This is a genomic window from Dietzia sp. UBA5065 (genome assembly GCA_002415925.1).
Classification (GTDB): Bacteria; Actinomycetota; Actinomycetes; order Mycobacteriales; family Mycobacteriaceae; genus Dietzia.
This window is the reverse complement of record DIAZ01000037.1, coordinates 1-2842: the sequence shown is the minus strand read 5'-3', so window position 1 is coordinate 2842 and position 2842 is coordinate 1. Positions and strand designations below refer to the sequence as shown.

Below are 2842 nucleotides of genomic sequence, written 5' to 3'. Positions count from 1 at the left end.
CAGGTGGCGTAGGTCGAGAACTTGAATCCCTTGGCGTAGTCGAACTTCTCCATGGCCCGGATAAGTCCGAGGTTGCCCTCCTGGATCAGGTCCAGGAGCGGCATCCCGCGGCCCGTGTACCGCTTGGCCAGCGAGACCACCAGGCGGAGGTTGGCCTCGAGGAGATGCGCTCGGGCCGCTTCGCCCTCGTCGACGATCACCTTGAGATCGGCCTTCCGGGTGGGGCCCATCCGCTTCTTGGTGGCCAGCAGGTGCCGTGCGTAGAGGCCGGCCTCGATACGCTTGGACAGCTCCACCTCGTCCTCCGCGTTGAGCAGAGCGGTCTTGCCGATCCCGTTGAGGTAGACGCGGACCAGGTCCGCGCTCGGGCTCTGGCCGTCCGAATCCGCCTCCGTCCGTCGGTCCGATCGGGTGGTGGCTGACGTCATGTCTCCTCCTCCTGCCCGGCCCGGGCGACATCGGGGCAGGCGGTCGGTTGCTGGTGGACGGATCAGGCGCGTGTCCGGGTCACGGTCACGTACAGCTACAACGGCGGGGGTATCCGGAATGTTCCCGTCAGCGCGACCCGGCGGTCTCCACGATGACGGTGAAGGGGCCGTCGTTGACCGAGTGGACCTGCATCGTCGCGCCGAACGCCCCGGTGGCCACGTTCAGCCCGCGAGCGCGGAGCCCCGTCGCCACCGCCTCCACCAGTGGTTCGGCCCGGGCTCCCGGCGCCGCGCGGGACCATGACGGCCTGCGGCCCCGGGAGGTCGAGCCCAGGAGCGTGAACTGGCTGACGACCAGCACCGGCGCTCCGACGTCGACCGCGCTCTTCTCGTCGTGGAGGATCCGCAGTTCCGAGATCTTGCGGACCATCGTGTCGACGTCCGCCTCGTCGTCGTCGACGGACACCCCCACCAGCACCAACAGTCCGGGGCCCGGAAGGGCACCCACCACCTCGCCGTCGACGGTGACCGACGACTCGGTGACCCGGGCGACGACCGCCCTCATCCGGCGCCCTCGGCGGGAGGCGACGCCACGGCGGTGCCGGGGGGCAGCAGCCCGGGGACACCGGCCGGCACGACGAATCCGTGGAGGAACAGGTCGGCCATGACCCGGCGCACGGGGTCCGCGAGCGCGTCGGGGTCCTCGCCGGCGCCGGCGGCGGCGAGGACGACGAGGTCCTCGAGGGGAAGCGCCCCCATGCGCGCGCCGCGGAGGACGGTGGCGGTGAGCGGATCGATCTCGTGACGCCACCGTGCGCCGGTGACCCGTTCGACCACCGTGGTGCCCGCGAGGCGGGCGCCGGGATCGTCGGCGCCGTCCTCGGGCCGGCCGGGGGCGAGGGACTCCGACATGTGGAGGCGGACGTCGGGGGAGACGGTGAAGACCGTGGCGTCCAGCGCCGGGGCCTGGCCGCCGTGCCGCTCGGCGGCCCCCCGCAGCCATGCGGTCCGCGCGAAGTACGCCTCGGCCTCGTCGCCCAACCCCTCACCGAAGGGATGGGTGAGGTCCTCGCACAACACCGACGACGGGCCGTCGACCCGCCGCAGGAAGACGTACCCGAAGCCGATGCCCGAGACGCCCTCCGCCTGGAAGTGGTCGAGCCAGGCGTCGGCCGCGCGGGCGGTGGACTCGTCCCGCGGGTCCATCCCCTCGTCGGTGAGCCACGTCCACACGTAGAGCTCGGGGTCCGAGGAGTCCCGACGCAGGATCCAGGCGTCCACGCCCTCGGCGGGGACCCACGAGGCGACACGGGACCGCCAGTCGTCGGCGGCGCCCTCCACCCACGACGCGAGGAGGATCGCGGTCCCGCCCTCGGCGAGGTGGGCGGGGGCGCCCGAGATGACGGTCCGGCTGGCGCCGTCGAGCGCCATCCCGGACTCGCGATACGAGTGACCGGGTTGCGAGGGGCCCACGACGAACGGCGGGTTGGCGACGATCCTGTCGAACCTCCGTCCCGAGACCGGCTCGAACCAGGGGCCGTTCAGCAGTTCCGCCTGCAGGCCGTTGATGGCCAGGGTGGCGGCGGCCAGCTCGAGGCAGCGCGGGGTGATGTCGGTCCCCGTGGACCGTCGGCAGGTCTCGAGGGCGTGGACCAACTGGATGCCGCAGCCCGTTCCCAGGTCCAGCACGGTGTCCACGGGGGAGGTCGGCGTGATCCGCAGCAGCGAGAGGGTGGCCTGGCCGATCCCCAGGACGTGGTCCGGCCGCGTGTCGGCGTGGACCATCGACCCGTCGGGATCCGCGAACACCCATCGGGTTCCGTGGCCGGTGTCGACGGGGCGCAGGTCGACCAAGGCGCGGAGCGTCCCGGTGGGCTGCCCGGGCAGGGTCCACAGTCCGGCGGCGATCCCGTCCTCCACGTCGATGCCCCGCAGCGCCGCGGCGACCCCGGCCTCGGGGAGGGCGTCCCCGAGGACGAACAGCCGGACCAGCAGCCCGGCCGGTCCCGCGGCGCGGGCGTGGCGGCGGACGGACGGGGCGTCGGACCGGGCGAGCGCGGAGATCGCCTCCGCCCCCAGCGATTCCGCCAGCCCGTCGACCGTGTACCCGTGGGCGCGGAACGCCTCCGCCAGCATGGGCGCGAGCTCGGCGAGGGTGGGGGAGGGGCGGGTCACGGTGCGGGATCACTCTCGTCGGGGCGCGACGTCCCGGAACCCGGGTCAGCCGCGCCGCCGGGCGAGGTGTCCTGCCCGCCGGCACCACCGCCGGCACCACCGCCGGTGGTGCCCCGGGACGGGTTCCCGGTGAGTCCGGGCGGCAACGCGTACGGGGTGTGGTTGGAGAGGGCACCCGCGGTGTACCGCCGCGCCTGTCCCTTGGGCAGCGGCGGCCTGTCGTTGGCGCCGATCACCGC

General features: G+C 73.6%; 2 protein-coding genes and 2 pseudogenes. All 4 read right to left on the bottom strand.

What is annotated here, in order from left to right; translation table 11 throughout:
* A pseudogene (locus B4M60_RS02660) lies at positions 1–428 on the bottom strand (sigma-70 family RNA polymerase sigma factor); the annotation flags it as partial.
* A 127-nt stretch (positions 429–555) separates the two neighbouring features.
* A complete protein-coding gene (gene dtd, locus B4M60_RS02655) occupies positions 556–993 on the bottom strand; it encodes a D-aminoacyl-tRNA deacylase (RefSeq protein ID WP_291080030.1) in 438 nt (145 codons plus the stop codon).
* Complete coding sequence (locus tag B4M60_RS02650) at positions 990–2603, bottom strand: class I SAM-dependent methyltransferase (RefSeq protein WP_291080028.1); 1614 nt, start codon at positions 2601–2603, stop codon at positions 990–992. The genes dtd and B4M60_RS02650 overlap by 4 nt, the downstream gene beginning before the upstream one ends.
* A pseudogene (locus B4M60_RS02645) lies at positions 2600–2842 on the bottom strand (DUF3099 domain-containing protein); the annotation flags it as partial. The pseudogene B4M60_RS02645 and the gene B4M60_RS02650, both read right to left, overlap by 4 nt.

Coding starts and splice junctions, on each gene's coding strand:
- dtd (WP_291080030.1), bottom strand. CDS start 993: ATGAGGGCGGTCGTCGCCCGGGTCACCGAGTCGTCGGTCACCGTCGAC.